This window comes from Acinetobacter sp. SA01 (assembly GCF_011319235.1).
Taxonomy (GTDB): domain Bacteria; phylum Pseudomonadota; class Gammaproteobacteria; order Pseudomonadales; family Moraxellaceae; genus Acinetobacter.
Genome location: NZ_WXXM01000004.1, coordinates 101964 through 124279, shown reverse-complemented (window position 1 = coordinate 124279; position 22316 = coordinate 101964). Strand labels below are relative to the sequence as shown.

The window sequence follows — 22316 nt, the reverse complement described above, 5'->3', positions numbered from 1 at the left end:
TGCCAATCATTCTTTAAGTTATTGAGCTATGATGATTTATGTATTCAACATCATTTTTTGCATAGATCTGGAGCAAAATATACAAAGTTACAGACACCCATGCTTGCGAAAATAATTCAGTTTTTTTATTGTGTTCATCATTTAATGGATATATAAACACTCTACTGGTTCTTTAATTTTAGTTATGTCTTCACAAGAAAAAGAAACATCAAATAGCCTGTATCGTCAGTGGCAAATTTTATCTCGTCTTTCTACCGGGAAATGGATGGGCACCCGTGAATTACAGGAAATTTTGCAGCGTGAAGGCATTGATATCAGCCTGCGTACCATTCAACGTGATTTAAATCAGATCTCGCTACGTTTTCCTATTGAAAGCAGTAAAACCGTGCCTCAAGGCTGGCGCTGGCGTTCAGATGCGCCTATTCAAAGTTTGCCGCATATGACCAGCTCGCAAGCGGTCACCTTTATGATGGTTGAAGAACATTTGAAACACCTGTTGCCACCTAGCCTGATTGAAGAGATGAATCCATGGTTTGATTTGGCGCGTCGCAGCTTGTCGACCCAAAACAATGTACGCCAATGGATTAACCGTGTGCGTATTGTCCCGGCGACTCAACCGCTGATTCCCCCTGTCGTCGACAAACTGGCACAACAGTCCATTTATGAAGGCTTGCTGCAAGACAAACAGCTGGAATGTGTTTACCAGGGACGCAGCCATTCTGGCGAAGAAAAAACCTATATTTTAAATCCCTTAGCGTTGGTACAAAAAGGTGCGATTATTTATTTGATTTGTACCCGCCATGATAAAACCGATATTCAGACCTTTGCCCTGCATCGTTTTAAATCGGCTGTGGTGCTAAATTCGCGCGCGATGCATCCGGTTAACTTTGATATTGATGCCTATATTGAATCCGGTGCCTTAGGCTTTAGGGTCGACTATAACAAACCGACCCAAAATGTGACATTAAAACTGACCATGACAGAAGAAGATGCACATTACTTTGATGAAAGCCAACTCAGCACGGACCAGGTGATTGAAAAATTAGAGAATGGTTTGGCCCAAGTCACTGCAACCGTGCCTTTCACTTCACAACTGGCATGGTGGTTAAGGAGTTTTGGCAACAAGATTCAGCACATTGAGCCGATTGATGTTTCAAATGCAGTTCGTCAAATCGCGGATGAATAAAAGCACTCAAATAAACAATAAAAAAGTCCCAATCTTTGGGACTATAGAATATTTCTGCTTGGATCTATTTTTAGTATTGTCTGGTAGGCCTCTAGAACATCCAGCTTTATTTTCTCACCCCGACACAAAGCTTGATGGTGACGGATTTTACACGTGGAGAAAAACATATTGTGCTCTAGCACGCCAGTTCTCCGCTGTTATAGCGAATGGATTTCATCGTCATATAAATTACCTCTGTGGCTTAGATAAAACCAATGTAATTCAAACTCTCCGCTTTGTGAAAGCATAAGATCAGCAGTGTTAATCTGATTATTGATTAAGTATTTATTCTGAATTTCTATTTCCCTGTGTTTATATACTCTTCTGTAGTGTTCAGTCCAACTTTCGTTCAATTCAAGAATACCTGTACTCAACATTAACAGCTGAGATTTACTCTTACCTCCTTTTAGCGGTTTTACAAATCAGAACTTGTACAGTGTATATAAAATAGGCAAATTCATGTTATGAACCATTTGATGGAAAACATGAAAATGCCAGTTCCAGCCCAAGCCGTCAGACATAGACTTTTAAATACTTTTTTCTCGCGATACTCGGTCTGGTTTAGCTGTATTTTTATTACCTTAACGATTAGCTGGTTTCGAATTATCTATGAGCCTCAATCTATTCATTATTTTCTTTCCGATCCCTTTCTGAATTCTTTATGGCTGATTACAGGAATCATGACCCTTGTTGGTGTATATGATATCTTGCAAAATCAGCATTCAATCCTGAAAAATTATCCCATCATTGGACATTTTCGCTTTATTTTTGAAGAGTTTCGTCCTGAAATCCGGCAATATTTTATTGAAGATGATCAGGATGCCCTGCCATTTTCACGGATGCAACGCAGTCTGGTTTATCAACGTGCCAAGAATAAAAATGCAGATAAACCGTTTGGTTCCTTGATTGATGTCTATCAGCAAGATTATCGCTTTATCACCCATTCCATTACACCATGCAAACCTGCCGATCCTGAAAGCTTCCGTATTCAAATCGGCAATCATCAATGTCGGCAGCCCTATAGTGCCTCCATTATGAATATCTCGGCCCTGAGTTTTGGCAGCCTGAGCGCCAATGCGATTCGGGCGTTGAATCTGGGGGCGAAAATGGGCAATTTTTACCATGATACGGGTGAAGGCAGTATTAGTCCTTATCATCTGGAGAATAGCGGAGATATTGTCTGGGAACTGGGCAGTGCCTACTTCGGCTGCCGCACTCTGGAGGGTCAGTTCGATCCGGAAAAATTTACCAAGCAAGCCCGATTACCGCAAATCAAGATGATAGAAATCAAGTTGTCTCAAGGGGCAAAACCGGGTCATGGCGGAATTTTACCCAAAAGCAAGATCTCAGCAGAAATTGCCGAAATTCGTGGCGTGAGCCGGGAACATGATTGCGTATCCCCAGCACAACATTCTACATTTAGCACTCCGATTGAAATGATGCATTTTATACAGCAACTGCGTGAACTGTCTGGCGATAAACCGGTGGGCTTTAAACTCTGTATTGGTCAGCCCTGGCAATTTATGAGTATTGTCAAAGCCATGCTTGAAACTCAAATTGTACCGGACTTTATTGTGGTAGATGGCTCTGAAGGTGGTAGTGGTGCCGCCCCGATTGAACTGATTGACCATGTAGGTACGCCTTTACGGGAAGGTTTACTGTTTGTCCATAACACCCTGGTCGGTGCAGGTTTAAGAGATCAAATCAAGATAGGAGCAAGCGGCAAAATTATCAGTGCATTTGACATTGCCAGCACCATGGCGATTGGAGCAGACTGGGTCAATTCAGCACGTGGCTTTATGTTTGCCGTAGGCTGTATTCAGGCGCAAAGTTGTCATACCAACCAATGCCCAGTTGGTGTTACCACCCAGGACCAGGAACGGCAAAAAGCCCTGCATGTTCCCAGCAAAGCAGTTCGTGTTTTGAATTTTCAAAAAAATACCCTGCGTGCCTTATCCGAAATGATTGCAGTCGCAGGCTTAAAACATCCAGCGGATATCAAGCCGCATCATTTAGCCCAGCGCATTAATGACCGGGAAATCAAGAACTATGCCCAGTTGCACTTCTGGTTAAAAGAAGGTGAATTACTCAACTGCAAAGCTGAGGATACTGAAAACTTCTATTATCGCATCTGGAATTTAGCCCATGCGGATAGATTTTAATCACGGCACAAATTCAGAGAGACTTATTTTAAATGCTAATCTAAGAATAATAAAGAAGAGGCCATGTGGCCTCTTTTAAGTATGAATGCAATAGAGAATATCAATAATAACCAGATGAGCTTTGAGCATGTAAAAAAGCTGGAATCAAACCGGTTAAGGCCGCACGAATATCAGCACGTTCATTAATCAACTGATGTGACCCTTCTTCGAGCATCAATAAGGTCTGTAAACGGAACTTGCGACGAATAAACTCAATATTATAGCACCAGTCGACCGTCTGGTCCTGTGCCCCCTGTGCCAGCCAGACGGGAATGCGGCAAGCAGGACGCGCTTCCATTTCCTGCATCCATTTCGACATGGCCAGAATCCAGTCCATTCCCATCATCCGGGGCTGTAACGGATCTTTTAAACGGACAAAGCGCAGAAATTCAGGATTATGATTATTGCGTCTAAAATGCCGTGGTACCTGACGCTTAATGCGCCGGATAATACCCAGACCAACAGAATTATGCCACCACGCCGACTTGGCTGGTCGAAGCAGCGGTGAAAGCAATAATACACGGTCCACATAGGGATTTTCCCGACGCTGGGCAAATTCCAGCAAATGATGCATCCAGATAGCACCACCAGTACTCTGACCGATTCCTAACCAGGGTTTCGGTAATTGCTCGGCATTTTTAATGTAGTGATAAACAGCATGTAATACCTGCTGGTAATGATCAAAATTTTTGATATTTGCCGGCGAACCATCACTGAGGCCATGACCGGGCAAATCATAGGTAATGACACTAAAACCCTGTTCCAGCAATTCACGAATAATCGGCTGGTAAATCCCGCTATGTTCCAGATAGCCGTGCAGTAAAAATACCGTGCCTCGTATTTTCGGCAAGGCAATTTTTTCCAGATTCGGTTGAAATACCTGTACATGCAATTTAAACAAAGGCATTTGTACATAACCTTGCCAGTGCTCACAGTCCAGCAAATGCAAACCATATAACTTGCGATAGGCCTGAATTTCGACTGAAGGGTAATAAGGCTGGTTCAGATTCAATGCTTCAAGTAATTGAGGTGTGGTTTCACGACTTGGAACGGGTAAATCCAGCTGTTTTAGAATAGCAGGATTTAAAAATGGAATATCAGGCATTAAGGTACCTCTCGGCAATCACTGGAACCAAACCAGATATCACGAATAGTGGCTAACATTTCATAATTGGCACGGCGACTATGATCATAATTCTGTTCACTTGGACGCCAGTGGGTCAATTGAGTAGGCATGGGTGCTTCTACGGGTACAGTTTCAATACCGTTTAAAGCAAATAAACGACGGGTACGCGGCATATGATAACGGTCGGTAATCAGAATCACCCGTGGCGCTCCGCCTTTTTTTTGCAATAGCAATGAGCTGAAACGCGAATTTTCACAGGTATTCATGCTGCGGTCTTCCAGCAGTTTCGCATCGACATTATATGCTTTTAACCAGCGCTGCATATACGGTGCTTCAACACCACTCAGCACAATCGGTAAATGGTACTGTTGTTCTATTTCTAAGGTTTTTTCCAGGCGCAGACGGGTATATTTGTTTACCACAATATCCTTGCTATTTTTATCCAGTGTCAGTCCACCACCCAATACCACAATCGCATAAGGTTTAGAACTTTGTGGCTGTGATTGTTCATTTTGCTCATGAATCAGGGCAATATCCTGATAAATGCTTTCGTCTACCGGTTCTTCAGCGACCTTTTCCGGTTCTATTTCATGCGTCCGCAGAAAATCCAGATATTTTTCCATTAAGGCTTTATTTTCAGTACTGTTCAAATCCAGCAAGTCTTTAACGGTTTGAGTTGGATCTTCTGCTTCAGAGGCAGCTTCGACCGGATTTGCCAGCAGCGGAATTTTCGGTTTGTCCTGTTGTTCTTTTTCCTGGAGTTGTGCATCTTCAATCGTTTGTTGCAAGGCTTTATAACGCGCTTGAATCAATACCAGATCCTGTGAATTATGGCTTTGTATCGCCTCTTCCATCAATTTCAGATAGGCCTGACGGGCGATCCAGACTTTAGAACCTGGTTCCAGATCTTCATGTTCACTTAAAGCTGCCATTTGCTGGCTTTTTGCCGCGACCTGATTCACTTCTACCGGCACAAAACTGTTTAGTGCACTCACCACCCAACCAGAATAAAAGGGGGAATAAAGCAAAACCATGAAACAGCCGAACAGTACAAATAGCACTGAAGCAATTTGTACCAGTCGAACCATCCAATGTGATTTCGCCATTGTCTTTTATTCCATATGTGAACGAATTAAACCGGTTTCATCAAAAAGTACCGGTTCAGGTTCTAACAAAATATTAAATTTTTGCTGCACATCATGTTGTACAGCATGATAGGTGGCTTGAACATCTGCCAGATTGGCCTGATCATAATTGACCAGCACCAAAGCTTGCTTATGGAACATGCCCACCACCCCCAGTTTTTTACCCTTCCAGCCGGATTGATCGATCAGCCAGCCTGCTGCAATTTTAACCCTACCTTTGGCCTGAGGATAATGGGGAAAATTCGGAAATGTCTGTGCCAAATGGTCAAAAAGCTGTTCTGAAATAATCGGATTTTTGAAAAAACTTCCCACATTCGGATATTCTTTTGGATTTGGTAATTTACTTTGACGAATCTGAATGACTTGTTTTTGCAGGTTTTCAGCCGTCTGTTCTTCACCTACTGCCTGCTTGAGATCACCATAATTCAACATTAAATGGGCTTGCTTAAGCAACTTAAAAGTCACATGAGTAATCACAAAACGGTTCGGGTCATCTTTAAAAATACTGTGCCGATAGGAAAAATCACAATCTTGAGCCAGAATGGTGCTGAATTGTTCCAGCTGACGGTCATAAACTTGAACCGACTCGATGAACTCGCCCGCTTCTACTCCATAGGCACCAATATTCTGTACTGGAGATGCACCGACCAAACCTGGAATAAGTGCCAGATTCTGCAGGCCATATAAATGATTTTCTGTAGTCCAGAGTACGAAATCATGCCAGACCTGACCAGCACCCACACAAATGGTTTTGCTGTAATCATCTTCAGCCACATATTCAATGCCCCGAATATCCATATGAATCACCAGCGCATGGATTTTTTCCGGCAAGAGCATGTTGCTGCCACCAGACAGAATCAAAACATTTAACTGCTGTTGCTTGGCATAATGTAAGGCATCCACCAATTCAGCTGTGGACTGAACTTTGCAGTAATGCGATGCGGTTGCATCAAGACTTAAGGTATTAAAAGGCTTAAGTTGAATTTGAGTTTGAATATTCATGTGCTTAAACCTTTATTTAACATCGATCTGTTGTTTGAACTGTTGTTTAAAAATGCTGACCCAAGCCAAGCTGCTCGATTCACACTGATCGAGTACACGCTCAAACCCATTTGCTCCGCCATAATAAGGATCTGGCAAAGCCTGTTTGGGATAAGTTTGATCGTATTCACTCATCAATGCAATTTTTGCCCGAATCTGGTGGGCCGCATATGCGGTTTGAGCCTGTTTTAAAAGCATTTGAATATTGAATAAATTTTCATGATCCATCGCCAGAATAAGATCAAATTCAAGAAAATCTTGCGCTTTTAACTGGCGCGCCCGTAACGATGATAAATCATAGCCCCGTTTTAAGGCATGTTTCTGGCTACGCTCATCTGGTGCTTTTCCGGGATGGTAATTACTGGTTCCTGCAGAGTCGATCATAATATTCAGTTGCTGTTTATCACAAAAATGTCTAAGAACAACTTCTGCCGTAGGAGAGCGACAAATATTTCCTAAACATACACATAACACCTTATAGGGCGTTTTGGATGACATAACAACCTCAATTACTGCTTTATTTTCAGGTGTCTTATGTTAAGTTATTTACAGGATGAATCCTATAGAACACTAAAACAATAATCTTGAATTTGATATCAAAAAGGAAGCAATAGATGAGCCATTTTCAATTTCAAACCGTCTCGAATATTATTTCAGGACTGGGCTCGATCTATGAGTTAAAGCCATTATTACAACAACAGACGTATAAAAAACTGCTGCTGATCACCGATTCAGGCATCATTCAGCAGCAACTGCATATGCCGATTATTGAAATCTTAGAAACCATTCGACTGCCCTATGCAATTTATTCAAACGTTCAGGCTGATCCTCCTGAACATATTGTATTGGACGCCGTAAACTTCGCCAAAAATGAAAAAGCAGACATCATCTTGGGTTTTGGTGGTGGCAGTTCACTGGATGTTGCCAAAGTGATTGCGGTTCTGGCTCATCCGCAGCAACAACAAAATTTGCAGGATTTATATGGCGTAAATAATGCCAAACAACCGCGATTGCCGCTGTTTTTAGTTCCTACAACGGCCGGTACAGGTTCCGAAGTGACGCCGATCTCGATTATCACCACCGGTGAAACCACCAAAACCGGCATCGTTGCTCCAGTTTTATTTGCCGATGTCGCCATTTTAGATGCGACTTTTACCCAAAACTTACCTGCACATATTACCGCGGCAACCGGTATTGATGCGATGGTGCATGCAATTGAAGCCTATACCTCAAAAATCAAAAAGAATCCCTATGCCGACATGTTAGCTAAACAGGCTTTAAGATTACTCAATAAAAATCTAAGTTTAGTCTTAGCAGATGGGCAGAATTTAGAAGCACGTCAAAATATGCTAGTTGGATCAATGCTCGCCGGACAGGCCTTTGCCAATGCTCCTGTGGCAGCAATCCATGCACTTGCCTATCCCTTAGGCGGACATTTTCATATTTCACATGGCCATAGCAATGCTCTGGTTTTGACCGAAGTATTAAAATTCAATACACCGAATGCCAAACAATACTATGCCGAGCTGATGTGCTGGTTGGACCCGAAAAGTACTGGCAGTACAGATGGTTTATGTGATTTATTTATTGATCATATGCAAAATCACTTAGACCAAAGTGGCCTGATTTTAAGACTGAAAGATTTAAATGTTCCTGAAAATATGCTGGATCAATTGGCAAGTGATGCGATGCTGCAAACCCGGCTGTTGCAAAATAACCCGCGTGACCTGATTCAACAGGATGCACGGGAAATTTACCAAGCTATTTATGCATAAATTTCTATTTATATTTGTGATAAAAACAAGATTTAAGTGATATCAAAATAACCAAATAATAATTTATTATAAGTCATCCCATTTTATTGGGATGACTTATTTTTTCACTTGTATTTTTATGGACTTCACAGTAAAAACAAATGAAATCATCAAAACAACTATGCCAATGAAACAAATACCCAAACATCGTACCGATTTTTCATATTTTTTACCTATTCAAACCCGCTGGTCGGATAATGATATTTATGGACACGTCAACAATGTGACTTATTACAGTTATTTTGATACAGCTGCCAATGCCTTGCTGATTGAAAAGGCAGACTTTGATATTCGCTATTCGCCAGTCATTGGCTTGGTGGTCGATTCGGCATGTAGCTTTCTCCAGGAACTGTCTTATCCTGAAATCATTGAGGTTGGCGTAGCTATTTCGAAACTGGGAAATTCATCCGTACAATATGATTTAGCGATTTTTAAACAGGGTCATGAGGTGGCTTCTGCACAGGGTCATTTCGTGCATGTATTTGTAGACCGCAAGACACGAAAAAGCACCCCGATTCCAATTAAAATACGGGATGCTTTATATCCATATAATGTGAATGAATAAGTTTATTTGAGCTGGATATTCTGTATTTCACCCTCAAAGTTTTGCAGAAGCTCTTTGACCGCTGGTTCTGCATGCAGTAGCTCTGCCGCACGTGCATAGGCTTTTTCTTTACGCTCACTTTGCATGCTATACGGCGTTGTGGTTTCTACATCTGCATAATGAACCTGGAAATGGGTGCTCGACCATTCCGTTTTTAAGGCCTGCTCCAGGGCATGCTGCAACTGAGTCAACAAAGCTTCATATTGTTTTGGAATGTGGAAAGTCGATTCACCATTGATTTGACCAGTCATCACGCCATGTTGAGCCAACTCTTGAACTGCAGGCGATAATTCACTGTTGCGGAACCAGTACTCCCATTTATCCACCGTCCACTCGCCTTCAAGAACTTGAGGCTTTAGTTTTAAAATATCTTGTGGCATCAGTTTTGATGAAATATCGGTCAGATTGCCTTGTACATCTTGATGTGCCGGAACAGCCGGTTCAGCTGCCAAATCAAATAAGGAATCTTGTGCTGTTTCTTCTATTATAGGTTGCTGAATTTGCACCTGAACTTCCGCTGGAGCTTTGACAGGCGTTGAGTCATTGGCTGCTAAAGGTACTAAGGGTACTATTTCATCAAACAGAAAATCATCGCTGCTGCTTTCATCAGCTTTAGTACTTATTCCTTCAGGCTCATCATCAAAGCCAAATAATGCATCGTCACTGGATAGATCGAAGATAATTTTTTCTGACTGTGCTTGATCCGGATTTAATGGTGAATCTGGTGATTTAGATAGCGCTTCAGCTTCTACTGTTTCGAGTTCCAGGAAATCATCCGAACTTGGTTCATCTACAGAAACAGATTGAGCTGTAACTTCATTAAATGGGTCATCATCATACTGAGCATCATCAAAATTATCATATACCGGTGCTGATTCAATAGATACGGTCGGCTCTACCGCTACTTGTTGTGATGCTTCCTGCTGGCTCTCGGGTTGAACCGTCTGTGGTACGAGGAGCTGAACATTTTGTGTAGCAACTTGTACTTGTGATACAGGAATTTCATTGGGCTGTAATGGACGGAACGCCAACAAACGTAGCACGCACATCTCAAAGCCCTGCTCTTGTGTCACGGCAAGTTGCAGGTCGGCCCGGCCTTTGCAGGCCACCTGATAATACAATTGTAAATCTTGTGCTGAAATGAGTTGAGACAACTGCATAATCTTTTGGTTGATTTCAGCACTATATTTCAAGCTCAGCTCAGGCAGATATTGCAACAAAGCCAGCTCATGCAAGGTCGAAATCAGCTGATCTAAAACCAGTGACACATCCAAAGCCTGTTGCCTAAATTGCATCAGCAATTCACTGACACGGGCTTTCTGGTTCTGATGAATGGCCAAGATCAAATCATAAATAATGGTGCGGTCAATCAGACCCAGCATGTCTTTGACATCTTGATGCTGGATTGCGCCCTGACCATAGGCAATGGCCTGATCGGTTAAAGATAAGGCATCACGTAATGAACCCTGGGCAGATTCAGCAATTTGCCAGATGGCATCCTGTTCGGCTTTTATTTCTTCTTTGTTTAAGATACTGGTGAGATGTTCGGTAATTTCATCGACTGCTAGTGGACGCAAAGTAAATTGCAAGCAACGGGAAATAACGGTAATCGGTAATTTTTGTGGATCAGTCGTGGCAAAAAGGAATTTTACATGTTCTGGCGGTTCTTCAAGTGTTTTGAGCAGCGCATTAAAGGAATGCGTTGAGAGCATATGCACTTCATCGATCAAGTAAACCTTAAAACGACCTTGCGTAGGCGCATAGGGAACGTTATCTAACAATTCACGTGTATCTTCAACTTTGGTACGTGATGCCGCATCAATTTCAATTAAATCGATAAAACGGCCTTCATTCACCGCTTTACAGGTTGCACACACTTCACAAGGCGTTGAGGTCACGCCAGTTTCGCAGTTCAGACATTTCGCCAAAATACGGGCAATGGTGGTTTTACCTACTCCGCGCGTCCCAGTAAACAAATATGCATGATGCAACCGACCACGTTCCAAGGCACTCGTCAGTGCGCGCGACACATGGTTTTGCCCCACCAATTCATTAAAATTACGTGGACGGTATTTTCGTGCAAGTACTTGATACATGTATGCTCCTTTTTACAGGTCTAAGCATACTGTTTTTTTATAAAATAGTGAAATAAATGGCGGAGGTATGAACAATAAAAATCTTGTATTCTGCCGAAACAAAGACGAAATTTTTATTTATACATTCAATAAAATTAGCTCAGTTTTCCCAAAAGAAAATCACTTTGCATCTGGTAGCTTTTACCGCTTTGATCTTCACGAATTTCAAGAACTTTTTCATCTAAATTCACATAGAGTAAATTACGCGTTGCCACATTGATCAGCTCAATTCTTTGCTTTGATTCATCTGTAAAACACAGCTTACCTTTCAAGGTTTCGACTTCACTATGACCACTTAAACTTTCACGGGTTAAGGTATAGGTTTGATCTTCATACAATGCCAAAGTCACAGCCATACCTGGACAATCTTCGCAACGGGATAAACAGCTCATGCACGGTGTTGTACCCTCATATTCTCCTGCCCACGCTGCCAGTTGCTTTTGTGATTCTATAGATGCCTTACCTTGCGTATTCAATTGGTTGGCATCATGACATCCCAATAATGCAGTACTTGCCAGCAAAGGAATTAACACGACATTTTTCATGAAATATCAACAGCAGCTAGAATCTCAGGCAAAGTAGCATATTTTTCCGTTATTTTCCTCAGCAACATGTTGCAAATTAAAACCAACCCTTACGACCTGCCAAGATCCGATCCGCGCAGCGTAGTGTTTCCTGGGTCAAGCCCCACAGCCGGTAATCGCCTGTGATGGAAGCCGTGGAAAAATTATGGGTATAGGCAAAACTTAAACCACGCTCCGGGTCACACCATGCACCAGAGCCATTAAAGCCCATATGCCCAAACCCTGATGATGATTTGCCTAAAGTTAAAATCCGGTGATAACCCAACCGCCAATGCATAGGTAACGGCATAATCCGGTCACGTCGGGTGTACTGAATTTGGCTTAACTGCTTAAAGATTTCAGTGCCTATCAACTGCTGCCCTTGCCACTCCCCACCATTGGCAAGCATGGCATAAATTCGAGCCAGGCTATTGGCACTAAACACACCTGTTGCCGCAGGAATTATAGCTTGTAAACCTTGATCACTAAAAAAGCTGAAATTTTTCATTCCTTTTGGAATCATCGCATCCTGAAAGTCTTGAGGTTTTTGGCCAGATAACTCCAATAATTTATCGAATGGAGATGCTTTGCGTGTCTGTGCAGATTTTACTTTAGGTTTGGAATTTTGAAGCTTATCTTTTGAAACTTTTTGTTGAGGAATAATCCGGGCAACTTCAGCCAGTTTTTCCTTAGGTACACCAAAATAAGCAGCATCTAATTGCAATGGTTCAACCAGATATTGTTGCATCAGTTCTGCCAGTGTTTTACCTGTGGCTTTTTCCAATAACCCGCCCACTTGCCAGCCAAAGGTTAAGGGCTGATATGCTGCATCTGTCGCCACTGCAAAACGTGGTTTAGCCTGTGCCATAACAGCAAGCATATGCTGCCAATCCGCCATTTCCGAGGCATCAGCAACAAGATTACGGATATCATATAAACCGCTTTGATGACTCAGCATATGCCTTAAGGTAATTTGATCTTTACCCTGTTGGGCAAATTCAGGCCAGCAAGTTGCTACTGGAATATCATAATCAACAAAACCGTCACTGACTAAAATATGCGCTAAGGTAGATAAAACCCCTTTCCCGGTGGAATAGCAGAGCGACAAGGTATTTGCTTGCCAGCTTTCAGTTTCAGACTTTTTCCCGGTCCAGATATCAACGACTTTTTGACCCTGAAAATAAATCACCAGAGCAGCGCCACCTAACTCTGTCCGTGCATCCTGCATCCGGCTGAACTGTCTGGCAAGGTCGATAAACCGTTCATCGACGTGACCTTGATAATTTGCAGTATTGGCAAAAAGATAATCTTTTAGTTGCTGCATCCTTCCATCCCTAGAAATCTGTTTTCCATGAGCTTAAAACAAAAAAGCCTAAATCGACAGTGACTTAGGCCTTTTTGTTTTAAAGTGCTTTGACACTTCCCGTGACATGCGGCTTTTTGTTTTTACTGCTTCGAATGACAAACTCGGTATCTTTTCCTTCCTGAGCAGTTAAAAATTCAACTTTCGAAGGGAGATACATCGGGAGTTTAAACCATACATCAGCTTCATAAGCATCTGGTAAAGTTAAGCTGGCAAGAGCTCTCGCCTTACTCCACATACCATGGGCAATTGCCTGTTTAAAACCGAATGCTTTTGCCGTGATCGCATGGATATGAATCAGGTTAAAGTCACCAGACGTTAAAGCATAACGACGACCGGTATTTTCAGATATATTCCATTCGGCATTGAGTTCATAGGCTGGCGTTTTATTGTCGACCAGTTTAGGCGCAGCTTTAACACTGGTTTTTTGACGGGCTAAATAGGTAGTTACCCCTTCCATCACCACTTCATTGCCGACTTTCGCCGTGGTCATAAAGTCAAACTGCACGCCCTTATCATGCGGTTGTACATCACCAAACTTGCAGGACAATGTTAATGCTTCATTAGTACCCACTTTGCGGTTTTGTTTAATCTGGTTGCGAATATGTACTAGACCTAAAATTGCAAATGGGAAGGCTTCCGTCGTCATCATATGCATTTGCAGGCTTTGCGATAGCACCGCTAAATAAATTGCAGGAATATAACCATTATTTTTGAAGCCGCACACTTCATTATAGGCTTTAAGATGCTTTTGATCGACCTTGAATGAATCCACCACATATTCAACTTGCGGCAGCACTTGTTCACCTTTAGGCTTTTTAAAAATCAAGCCTTGAATCACTTTCGGATAGGCTAAATAAGGTTTTGGAAGTTGACTAAAATGGCGAGTATTCATACTGAACCTTTGAGAAGTTTTTCTAATTTATTTAATGGAGTTCTCTCTCCCTCTGGGAGAGAGCTAGAGAGAGGGTTAATAATATATCCCCTTATCTCCCTCTCCTAAATCCTCTCCCCAAGGGAGAGGACTTTAATGTGTTAAGCCCCTAACAAGCTTTGACCACACACACGAACCACGTTACCATTTAAACCTGTAGACGCTGAAGATGCAAATAATGCAATTGTTTCAGCAACATCAACCGGTAGACCGCCTTGACTCATTGAGTTCATACGGCGACCTGCTTCACGAATCGCAAATGGAATTGCCGCTGTCATTTGCGTTTCAATGAAGCCGGGTGCTACGGCATTAATGGTTACGCCATTTTTCAAAATAGGTGCCGTAAATTTCACCACACCAATCACGCCCGCTTTAGAAGCAGCATAGTTTGTTTGCCCTAAATTACCCGCAATACCTGAAATTGACGATACGCAAACAATACGACCGTTGCTGTTCAACCCTGCATTTTCAATAAGGTAATCATTGACACGCTCAATTGCAGACAAGTTAATGTTGATCACCAAATCCCAAAGCTCTGGTTTCATATTGGCCAAAGTTTTGTCACGGGTAATTCCGGCGTTGTGCACGATAATATCCAGACCGCCCTTCGCCGCTGCTGCAGCCTTAATTTTTTCACCGGCATCCGCAGCCGTGATGTCAATTGCTAAAGTTGAACCGCCAATGGCACCCGCAACACGATCCAGATCAACTTGTTGTTGAGGGACATCCAGGCAAATGACATGTGCACCATCACGTGAAAGTACATGGGCAATTGCTTCACCAATCCCGCGGCTTGCACCTGTGACTACAGCAGTTTTTCCAGCAAGAGGTTTGGCCCAGTCTACATCAACAACTTCAGCTTTAGAAACCCGAATAACTTGACCAGACACATAAGCAGAACGCGGAGATAATGCAAAACGCACTGTAGATTCAAGGTTTGCTTCAGCACCTTGATCGACATAAATCAGGTTTGCCGCTATACCTTTCTTAAACTCTTTACCGACTGATTTTACAAAACCTTCAAGTGCACGTTGGGCAATGGCTTGTTTTAGCGTTTTTGCAGTCTCAGGGCTAATCCCTACAACGATGACACGGCCTGAAGCCTGGATTTGACGCGCAATCGGGTTAAAGAAGTTATAAAGTTCTTTCAGCTGTTCAGAGTTTTGGATACCAGACGCATCAAAAATGACTGCTTTAAATTTAGACTCTTTATCGCCCGGGTGAAAAGCGCCCAGATTTAAACCTGTTTTTGCAGCTGCTTGCTGTAATTCGGAGTTGTTACCTGCGTAGCTATTGGCATGAATATTGGCCAGAACCTGTGCGATTGCACCAGATAATGTACTTGATGATGCAGCACCAAATAACACCGCCCCTTTCACTACAGGTGTCCCAGACTCAAAACGCTCTAAAAAAGTTGGCGATGGCAAGCCTAAATTTTTGATGACAAATTTACCAATAGGAGATTTTGCAAAGGTTTGGTATTGATCAGTCATGTTTATTATCTCTCATACAAATTAATTTTTGATGGTTTTGAAAATATCTTTTTAACTTCAATATGATGTCAGGCACTTATATTTCAATACATCCATCAGTTTCCATAGAATCATACTTGAGTTAAATCCTAGATGTCTTGACCTGAATGCTTTGCCTAATGTCATTTTAGTCAATTCAGCTGTTTTTAGATTATGTTAATGTACACGCCAAGAATACTGTAAAATGCTTGGAAAAGCCTGATGAGCAAAACAACTCAAGAAAATCCGGCAGTCGATAATTCTGCTACGGAAACTGTGTCAAAACCATCAAAAAGTACTGCGCGCACAACTAAAACTTCTGGCCCGGCGGCCACGTCAGCAGATGCTGCGCCTAAAATGCCCCGTACCCGTTCCACATCGGCACGTAGTAAAACTACAGCTTCAACGACAACAACACCCGAATCTACACCTCAAACGTCTGTTCAACAGGATAACACCATGAGCCAAAACACAGTTCGCCGCGTTGCAATTATCGGTGGTAACCGTATTCCTTTCGCCCGTTCAAACGGTGCTTACTTTACTGCTTCTAACAGCGACATGTTTACTGCAGCATTAAATGGTCTGATTGAGCGTTTTAATTTACAAGGTCAACGTTTAGGCGAAGTCGTTGCCGGCGCGGTTTTAAAGCACAGCCGTGACTTTAACATGACCCGTGAGTGCGTGTTAAATACTGAACTTGCTCCAGAAACACCTGCTTACGATATTCAGCAAGCCTGTGGTACAGGCTTGCAAGCAGCATTCCAGATTGCCAACAAAATTGCACTGGGTCAAATTGAAGTGGGTATTGCGGGTGGTGTAGATACGACTTCTGATGCGCCAATTTCTTTCGGTGATGGCTTACGTAAGGCATTGCTTGAACTAAACATTGCGAAAACTGCGAAAGACCGTTTAAAAGCATTAACCAAAATTAATATTAAAGACTTGATGGATGCCCCTAAAAACGGTGAGCCACGTACCGGTCTTTCTATGGGTGACCATCAGGCGATTACCGCACTTGAATGGGGTATTTCTCGTGAAGCACAGGACGAACTTGCAGCGTCATCTCATCAAAAAATGGCGGCTGCATACGAAGAAGGCTTCTTCGATGACCTGATCACACCATTCCTCGGTTTAGAACGTGACAATAACTTACGTGCAGATTCTTCTGTAGAAAAACTTGCAAAACTTAAACCGGCTTTTGGTAAAGGTGATGCGCGTACCATGACTGCGGGCAACTCAACTCCACTCACTGATGGTGCATCTTGTGTATTGTTAGCTTCTGAGGAATGGGCTAAAGCCAATGGTCACGAAATTTTAGCTTACTTAACATTCCAGGAAACTGCAGCAGTTGACTTTGTTGAGAAAAAAGAAGGCTTGTTGATGGCACCTGCTTATGCCGTTCCACGTATGCTCGAACGTGCTGGTCTTACCCTGCAAGATTTCGACTACTATGAAATTCATGAAGCATTTGCATCACAGGTTCTTTCTACCCTTAAGGCATGGGAAGACCCAAAATTCTGTAAAGAACGTTTAGGCCTCGATGCTCCACTGGGTTCTATTGACCGTAGCAAATTGAATGTGAAAGGTTCATCTTTAGCAGCGGGTCACCCATTTGCAGCAACTGGCGGCCGTCTTATCGCTACTGCAGCAAAACTGATTAACCAAAAAGGTTCAGGCCGTGTTTTAGTCTCGATTTGTGCTGCGGGTGGTCAAGGTGTAACAGCAATTATTGAAAAATAATCTGAATCTTTGGTTCAGGAAAGCTCCTCGAGTGAGGGGCTTTTTTATTATCATCTTATTATTTGGCTATTTATATGCTCACTAATATCTCGAATACGCGAAAATACAAATAAGATGAGTGTCTATCAAAAACCATGCATCAACCATGCTTTTTAGATCACAGATTTAAATCAGGCTGTAGATTTCACATGATGACTAATGTTCAATTTAGCTTCAATATAGTCATAACACCACTGGAAAATAAAAGTATAGACCAGAATACACAAAGTCATACTGAGATCAGTCAAAATCGCCTGCCAAATTGACATCTCCAAAGCATAAGCCACCATTGGAATGGTCGCCAGCATCAAACCACCTTCAAAACCAATGGCATGTAAAATACGTACACCGACTGTTCTTTTCAGTTGACGTTTGGCTTCAAAGTTTTCAAAAAAATGATTGAAAGTCATATTCCAAATCACGGAAGTCACGGCCATCGCAATACCTAGGCCACCTGTCACCTCTAGAGGCATTTCAAAAATAAAGCTTAACGCCATTGCAATGATCACCAGTAGGATCGTTTCATAGCTTAGCGCATGGATTATCCTTCTTTTGGACATCAACATTTTAAAACTCTTTCATTTGGATGCAGACATTTTATTTTGATAATATTGATTAATCGAATTAGATTCTTTCAGAAGTTTTGATAGATGAATATTAATCAAGAACAACTAATCATTTTTAAAACCGTGATTGAAAGTGGTTCATTTTCTGCGGCTGCCAGACAGCTCGGCAAAGTGCCTTCGGCAGTTAGTATGTCGATTGCCAACCTAGAAGTTGATCTCAATTTAACCCTCTTCACCCGTGCTGGCCGTGAGCCTGTACCGACCCCACAAGCGCTGACCTTGTATGAAAAAACCGAACAGCTCTTAATTGAAATCAATCAATGGAAACAGCAGGCTTTTGCCCTAAGTCAAGGTCTGGAATCTGCTTTAAATATTGTGGTGGTCTCTGAACTGTTGCACACAAAATGGATTGACTATATTTCATTGCTGGAAAAACAATTTCCTGAACTGCAAATCAACATTTTTTCAGCGCCACAGGAAGATGCGTTGAAAATGCTGCTCAACCAGACTGCGCAGTTGGCACTCATGTTTGAACGCGAACAGCTGGAAACGCGCGAACAGTTTGTCGAACTCAAGCGTGAGGCTTTGGTGCCTGTTACGGCTATTGATTCTCCATTAGCCAGATTTGAACAGGTGAGCTATGAGCAAATTTTGCAAAGCCGGCAAATTGTAGTGGCAAGTCGCGATCGCAGCATCAAGCCGGAATTGTTATTTTCAAAAAAATACTGGCGTACAGATAACCATTTATCTGCCTGTGCCATGATCCAGCAAGGTCTGGGATGGGGCGTTTTGCCTTTAGAAATGCTAAACCAGAATCCGCATATTCAACAACAACTTAAGATTCTTAACTTTCTGGATTTCACTCCAAAATTTGAATATTTTGTTGATCTGGTCTGGAGTCGTGAAAGCCAGCTGGGTGCGGCTGCTCATTTTTTGATTAATCACATCCGAAATTCAAGAAAAAACATAAAATAGACAGGCCTTATACGCGCTTTTTACTTTGGATAACAGGAGATTGTGATATAACAAATAAACGGGAAATAACTTTAAGAACCAGACGACAATGACTCAATCAGCCTTAAATCAATTAAAAAACCTCACCACCATTGTTGCCGACAGTAGCGACTTTTCCGCAATCGAAAAGTTTCGCCCTCTTGATGCAACAACAAATCCTTCACTGATTACAGCTGCAGCGAATCAGCCTGAAAATAAAGAACTGATTGAAGCTGCCTTTGAACAGGCGAAATCTGAAGGGTATAGTGGCGATCTTCTGGTTGAACGTACCATCGATATCCTGACAGTCAAGTTTGGTGTGGAAATTCTAAAACTGATTCAAGGACGTGTTTCTACCGAAGTCGATGCAGCACTTTCTTACGATACTGAAGCCACCATTGCCAAAGCCAAAGAACTTCTGGAATTATATAAAACCTATGGGATCGATCAGAACCGTATCCTGATTAAAATCGCTTCCACCTGGGAAGGCATTCAGGCAGCCAAAGCATTAGAAGCTGAAGGCATTCATTGTAACTTGACCCTGTTATTCGGCTTGCATCAGGCTCAAGCCTGTGCGGACGCCAATGTCACCCTGATTTCACCTTTTGTCGGCCGTATTCTGGACTGGTATAAAAAAGCGGAAAATGTCGATCATTATCCAATTGATAAAGACCCGGGTGTACTTTCAGTCAAACAGATTTATCATTTCTACAAGCAGCATTGCATCAAAACAGAAGTAATGGGCGCAAGTTTCCGCAGTATAGATCAGGTACTTGGATTGGCTGGCTGTGATCTGCTTACCGTTTCTCCTAACCTTCTGGCAGAACTGGAACAGGACCAACGTGAAGTGGTGGCCCAGCTTAGCAATGATCATACCCAAGCCCATTGCGAGCATCAGGTTGAGCCTTTAACCCAAGAAAACTTTAAAGCCCAAATTGAAAAAGATTTAATGTCTTCTCAACTGTTACAAAGCGGCATTGACGGATTTATTAAAGCACGTGAACAGTTAAATACCTTACTGCGTCAATCTTTCGGCCTGGATGCTGAAATTAAAGCTTAATTTATTCCTATCTTTCCCTAAAAAAAAGCCGATTTTGTTATAGTGAACAGGTCGGCTTTTTTGATGATTTGAGAGTATATTTTGTTCGGCATAACCGATCTTAGCACCTATATTATTGGCACTACCCTAATCGTATTACTACCCGGTCCAAATTCACTGTATGTGATGTCCATCGCTTCACGTTTCGGTATCAAAGCCGGCTATAAAAGTGCTTTTGGTGTCTATACCGGCGACCTGATTTTAATTCTACTGACAGCATTGGGTGCAGCCTCATTACTGCATGCTTTCCCTTGGGTATTTACCTTACTGAAGATTATTGGTGCAATTTACTTGAGTTATTTGGGCATAAAATTGCTGATTGCTGCCTATCACACTTGGAATATCCTGTACGCCACAACGCAAATAGCAACAGTGGAAAAAAATATTGAACAGCTGCAACCCTTTAAAACAGCATTAACCATCAGTATTTTAAACCCCAAAGCCATTTTATTTTATTTGTCCTTTTTTGTGCAGTTTGTCGATCCGGACTATCCTTATCCGGCAATTACCTTTACTGCACTTGCAGTCATCTTGCAGATCATTAGCATGAGTTATTTAACCGTCCTGATTTTTTCCGGTGCAAAACTGGCATCTTATTTTACTTCGCGTTATAAAGTAACGGCCTCATGTGTAGCAGCTGTGGGACTGTTATTTTGTGGTTTCGGAATTAAACTCGCGACCTCAACCCTTTAATTCTACGGTCTAAAGAAGCAAATTAAACCTGCAAAAAGCCTATAAATTGAGGCAATAATTTCTTTCCGCTTATCAACCACAGGCGTATGATTATTACACTTTTCAAATTTTAACAAATCCAGCACGCAAAGGATGTATGCACAAATTTCTCCAAGACTTTTCCGTTCCTGCGGTATTTGCAGGTTTCATTACCTTTCTGATTGGTATCAGTGTTTCGGCAGTTTTGGTCATTCAAGCTGCACAAATATTAGGGGCTACGCCAGAGCAAATTAGCTCCTGGTTTTGGGCACTCGGTTTAGGGATTGGACTGTCTGGTTTAATTTTGTCCTGGAAATTTAAATATCCGGTTGCCACGTCATGGTCTACTGCTGGACTGGCCCTGATTTTAGCCACTGGCAATGGTTATAGCTTGCATGAAGCCATCGGTGCATTTCTGGTCTGTGGTTTACTCAGTGCCATTTTAGGTTTTTCGGGTATTTTTCAGAAAATTTTATCTTATATTCCACAAAGCTTAACCAGTGCCATGTTGGCAGGCGTGTTACTTAAATTTGGTATTGCCCTGTTTGCCAGCATGCAAAATGACTGGGGCTTTATCATTTCATTGTTAGCAGCGTATGTTCTGTCTAAACGTCTGTCTCCACGTTACAGCATCGTCATTACCGTGATTGCCGGACTTGTGCTCTGTCCAATGTTTATGCAGTTTCATCCTCCAGTTTTACAATGGGGTTTGGCGCAACCTGTATGGATGAAACCCGAGTTTAGCTGGTCGGCGATTTTTGGTTTAGCCCTACCATTATTTGTCATCAATATGGCATCACAATATTTACCCGGTATTGCCATGATCAAAAGCTATGGCTATCAGCCCCATGTCAATCAGCTGATTGGCTGGACCGGAGTTACCCAGACCCTGCTGGCTCCATTTGGCTGTTACACGGTCAATATTGCAGCCATTAGTGCAGCTGTCAGTCTGGATGATCAGGTCCATCCTGACCCAGAGAAACGCTATATTGCCGGCATAAGCTGTGGATTTTTCTATATTTTGATGGGGGTTTTCGCGGCGACACTGACCAGTTTGCTGATGTCTTTCCCAGCCATTTTTATTGTCGCGCTGGCAGGTATTGCCTTACTGGGCACCATTAGCCACAACATAGCTATCGCCTTTCAGGATGTCCGCGAACGAGAAGCTGCGTTATTGACCTTTTTATTCAGCGCTTCGGGAATCCAGTTTTTTGGGATTGGTTCAGCCTTCTGGGGTTTAATTTTTGGTATTGTCGTATCCATTATATTCAAGTTTAAAGTAGTGCAATCCTGCAAATAATTTTTGCGGTTTATTAATCAGGCTATGGATATTCCGGCACAGGGTAAGTCAGGATCAGGTTTATAATTGTGTGCTTTACATGCAGGATGATAATCTCTTAATCTTCCTGCTTTAACCCTGCCCGATGAATTTAGAACACACAACCACCAGCAAACTCGGTCCCTGTTTGCCAGAATCTTCCGTTTTGAGCAAAAAGTGAGTTCAGT

General features: G+C 42.3%; 19 protein-coding genes. 9 read left to right on the top strand and 10 right to left on the bottom strand.

Annotated elements, in window-relative coordinates:
* Positions 1–184: 184 nt before the first annotated feature.
* Both GTU69_RS05940 and GTU69_RS05935 read left to right on the top strand, forming a co-directional pair.
* A complete protein-coding gene (locus GTU69_RS05940; protein ID WP_166168959.1) occupies positions 185–1186 on the top strand; it encodes a WYL domain-containing protein in 1002 nt (333 codons plus the stop codon).
* A gap of 530 nt (positions 1187–1716) precedes the next feature.
* Positions 1717–3387 (top strand): FMN-binding glutamate synthase family protein, encoded by a 1671-nt coding sequence (locus GTU69_RS05935; RefSeq protein WP_166168957.1) that lies wholly within the window; start codon positions 1717–1719, stop codon positions 3385–3387.
* Between the two features lie 100 nt (positions 3388–3487).
* Here the strand turns inward: GTU69_RS05935 and GTU69_RS05930 are convergent, their stop codons facing one another.
* The 4 genes from GTU69_RS05930 to GTU69_RS05915 are packed head-to-tail and all read right to left on the bottom strand — an operon-like array spanning position 3488 to position 7236.
* Positions 3488–4531 carry an alpha/beta hydrolase gene (locus GTU69_RS05930; RefSeq protein ID WP_166168955.1) on the bottom strand — a complete coding sequence of 348 codons (1044 nt, stop codon included), beginning with the start codon at positions 4529–4531 and terminating at the stop codon, positions 3488–3490.
* Entirely contained in the window at positions 4531–5658 is a 1128-nt protein-coding gene (locus tag GTU69_RS05925) for an ElyC/SanA/YdcF family protein (RefSeq protein ID WP_166168953.1), read from the bottom strand. Before GTU69_RS05925 ends, GTU69_RS05930 begins: the two co-directional genes overlap by 1 nt.
* 6 nt (positions 5659–5664) lie before the next feature.
* Positions 5665–6699, bottom strand: coding sequence for a UDP-N-acetylmuramate dehydrogenase (murB, locus tag GTU69_RS05920; RefSeq protein ID WP_166168951.1), 1035 nt, complete (start codon positions 6697–6699; stop codon positions 5665–5667).
* A gap of 12 nt (positions 6700–6711) precedes the next feature.
* Positions 6712–7236 (bottom strand): low molecular weight protein-tyrosine-phosphatase, encoded by a 525-nt coding sequence (locus GTU69_RS05915; protein ID WP_166168949.1) that lies wholly within the window; start codon positions 7234–7236, stop codon positions 6712–6714.
* Positions 7237–7352: 116 nt separating this feature from the next.
* Here GTU69_RS05915 and GTU69_RS05910 point away from each other — a divergent pair, with 116 nt between their 5' ends.
* Both GTU69_RS05910 and GTU69_RS05905 read left to right on the top strand, forming a co-directional pair.
* Complete coding sequence (locus tag GTU69_RS05910) at positions 7353–8513, top strand: iron-containing alcohol dehydrogenase (protein WP_166168947.1); 1161 nt, start codon at positions 7353–7355, stop codon at positions 8511–8513.
* A gap of 166 nt (positions 8514–8679) precedes the next feature.
* Positions 8680–9117, top strand: a complete 438-nt coding sequence (locus GTU69_RS05905) for a thioesterase family protein (RefSeq protein WP_166169109.1) — start codon at positions 8680–8682, stop codon at positions 9115–9117.
* A gap of 2 nt (positions 9118–9119) precedes the next feature.
* On the opposite strand, the gene dnaX is transcribed toward GTU69_RS05905, so the two are convergent.
* The 5 genes from dnaX to GTU69_RS05880 all read right to left on the bottom strand — a co-directional run bounded on the left by dnaX (position 9120) and on the right by GTU69_RS05880 (position 15644).
* Positions 9120–11252: a DNA polymerase III subunit gamma/tau gene (gene dnaX, locus GTU69_RS05900; RefSeq protein ID WP_166168945.1), complete on the bottom strand. Its 2133-nt coding sequence runs from the start codon at positions 11250–11252 to the stop codon at positions 9120–9122.
* A 134-nt stretch (positions 11253–11386) separates the two neighbouring features.
* Positions 11387–11836: a copper resistance protein NlpE N-terminal domain-containing protein gene (locus tag GTU69_RS05895; RefSeq protein ID WP_166168943.1), complete on the bottom strand. Its 450-nt coding sequence runs from the start codon at positions 11834–11836 to the stop codon at positions 11387–11389.
* 76 nt (positions 11837–11912) lie between these two features.
* Positions 11913–13178 (bottom strand): serine hydrolase domain-containing protein, encoded by a 1266-nt coding sequence (locus GTU69_RS05890; protein ID WP_166168941.1) that lies wholly within the window; start codon positions 13176–13178, stop codon positions 11913–11915.
* Positions 13179–13257: 79 nt separating this feature from the next.
* A complete protein-coding gene (locus GTU69_RS05885; RefSeq protein WP_166168939.1) occupies positions 13258–14112 on the bottom strand; it encodes a MaoC/PaaZ C-terminal domain-containing protein in 855 nt (284 codons plus the stop codon).
* Between the two features lie 140 nt (positions 14113–14252).
* Positions 14253–15644, bottom strand: coding sequence for a 3-oxoacyl-ACP reductase (locus tag GTU69_RS05880; RefSeq protein ID WP_166168937.1), 1392 nt, complete (start codon positions 15642–15644; stop codon positions 14253–14255).
* Between the two features lie 240 nt (positions 15645–15884).
* Between GTU69_RS05880 and GTU69_RS05875 the strand changes: the two genes are divergently transcribed.
* Positions 15885–17402, top strand: a complete 1518-nt coding sequence (locus GTU69_RS05875; RefSeq protein ID WP_166168935.1) for an acetyl-CoA C-acetyltransferase — start codon at positions 15885–15887, stop codon at positions 17400–17402.
* Between the two features lie 170 nt (positions 17403–17572).
* Here GTU69_RS05875 and aceI read toward each other — a convergent pair whose 3' ends face one another.
* Positions 17573–18007 carry a chlorhexidine efflux PACE transporter AceI gene (gene aceI, locus GTU69_RS05870; protein WP_166168933.1) on the bottom strand — a complete coding sequence of 145 codons (435 nt, stop codon included), beginning with the start codon at positions 18005–18007 and terminating at the stop codon, positions 17573–17575.
* Positions 18008–18091: 84 nt separating this feature from the next.
* Between aceI and GTU69_RS05865 the strand changes: the two genes are divergently transcribed.
* From GTU69_RS05865 to GTU69_RS05850, 4 genes are all read left to right on the top strand, one after another.
* Positions 18092–18982, top strand: coding sequence for a LysR family transcriptional regulator (locus GTU69_RS05865; RefSeq protein WP_086195443.1), 891 nt, complete (start codon positions 18092–18094; stop codon positions 18980–18982).
* Positions 18983–19070: 88 nt separating this feature from the next.
* Positions 19071–20060 carry a transaldolase gene (gene tal / locus GTU69_RS05860; protein ID WP_166168931.1) on the top strand — a complete coding sequence of 330 codons (990 nt, stop codon included), beginning with the start codon at positions 19071–19073 and terminating at the stop codon, positions 20058–20060.
* A gap of 81 nt (positions 20061–20141) precedes the next feature.
* Positions 20142–20792, top strand: coding sequence for a leucine efflux protein LeuE (leuE, locus tag GTU69_RS05855; protein ID WP_166168929.1), 651 nt, complete (start codon positions 20142–20144; stop codon positions 20790–20792).
* 136 nt (positions 20793–20928) lie between these two features.
* Positions 20929–22110, top strand: a complete 1182-nt coding sequence (locus GTU69_RS05850; protein WP_166168927.1) for a benzoate/H(+) symporter BenE family transporter — start codon at positions 20929–20931, stop codon at positions 22108–22110.
* The last annotated feature ends 206 nt before the right edge of the window (positions 22111–22316 follow it).